We start from the raw sequence: 1,520 nt of genomic DNA, 5'->3' as shown, positions 1-1,520 counted from the left end.
CAAGCAGTCGATGAGATTGAGCGTTTAAAAGCTGAGCAAGCCACGCAGCAGAATGTGCTAGAAGAACTGCGTCCGCAGCTCGATGAGCTGAGCAGTAAGCGTGAAGCACATAAACGCAATGAGCAACCCTTGCAGCGCGCCTACCATGATGCGCAAAATAAGCTATCACGACTGCAAGATAGTCATCGTGCGCTTGAGCAGCAGCAAGCTATTAATGCTCAAGCGCAAAAACGGCATCAGCAAAACCATGATAAGTGGCAGCGCCGCCAGCAAAACTGGCAGAATCTATGGCAGCAGCTACAGCAGTCATTATCACCAGTTGCCAATACTGACAGAGCTAATGGTAATGGGCAAGAGCAGACTGATGCGAATAATTTGCAGCGCACGTTAGACACGCAAGTTGCTAAGCTAAACAAACAGTTGCAGCAAATTGAGCGCCAATACGATAGCGTCGATGAGCGGCTGTCTGAGCTACAACCACAAGCGCATGATTTACAGCAACTTTTAAACAAGCAGCAGCGCGAGTTGAGCGAGCATGAAAAACGTCACGCAGTTTTAGCAAGTGAGTACGATACTCTACACCAGATATTACATCCTAAGCCTACGCCAAAATCGCAACAGCAAGCATCTATTTCAGGAACTGACAATTTAAAAACTGATTTAGAAAGTGAAATAGCCAACGACTATAATAACTTAGCTATCACCACCTTGCGTGAGCACATTGAGCTCAGCACCAAAGGTCAGCAGTACGCAGAGCTACTCGATAGCGTATTGGCATTATGGCTGGATAGTCATGTGCTGGTCTCTAAGCAGTCAAGTACTAAAAAAGTTAACGTCGACGTTCAAGAAGCGAATAACTTATGGCAAGCGCTTGAGCATGACTTAACGGATTTGTTTACTTATCAGAATGTGCAAAACGAACAGATTAATAAACAGGACAATTCTTCAATAGAAAATGGCCATAGCTTGTGGCTATCTACTAAACAAAATGATGTAAACGCAAAGCCAATTATCAACGAAGTGCCAAGCACTTTGATTAATAAAGTATTGCCTTTATCACAGCTGATTAGCGCCCCCAAATTAGCACTTTGGCAGCACTGCTATTTATATAGCGCTCAACCTGAAATTAATACTCAGCAAACGTTAGAAGACTTGACTGAGATTTTAAAAGTGTTGCCATCATCCGCTATTTTACTAACCTCGGACGGCTGGCTTATCAGTCGCCAAGGTACGATGAATCTTAGTAAATTTATTGGTGCGCAAGATGGTCAAAATGATAGCAATAGTCAATTCTTAAGCCAGCGTTTACAGCAGCGCAGCCGTCTACAAGCGTTAGAAGATTTGCTTGATGAGTTTGAAAGCAAAATACAAGCGCAGCAAAAGACCATCGCTAATAACCAGCGCAACTATGATGCGTTAACGGTCAGCTTAGAAGAAACCCGCGCGCAAGCGGAGCAATTAACGCGTGATAAATACAACTATCAGCAGCAGCTCACCACGCAGCGTGCTACTGCTGAGCG

At 44.4% G+C, this 1,520-nt stretch carries 1 protein-coding gene; it reads left to right on the top strand.

Features of this window, described 5'->3' with window-relative positions; all coding sequences use genetic code 11:
* Positions 1-1,520, top strand: a 1,520-nt coding sequence (locus tag ACS8FD_RS14225; protein WP_459252126.1) for a coiled-coil domain-containing protein, incomplete at both ends; no start/stop codon positions are given.

Source organism: Psychrobacter sp. 1U2, assembly GCF_051847575.1.
Note: the sequence above shows the minus strand (reverse complement) of the source record. Positions and strands in the feature narration are given on the sequence as shown.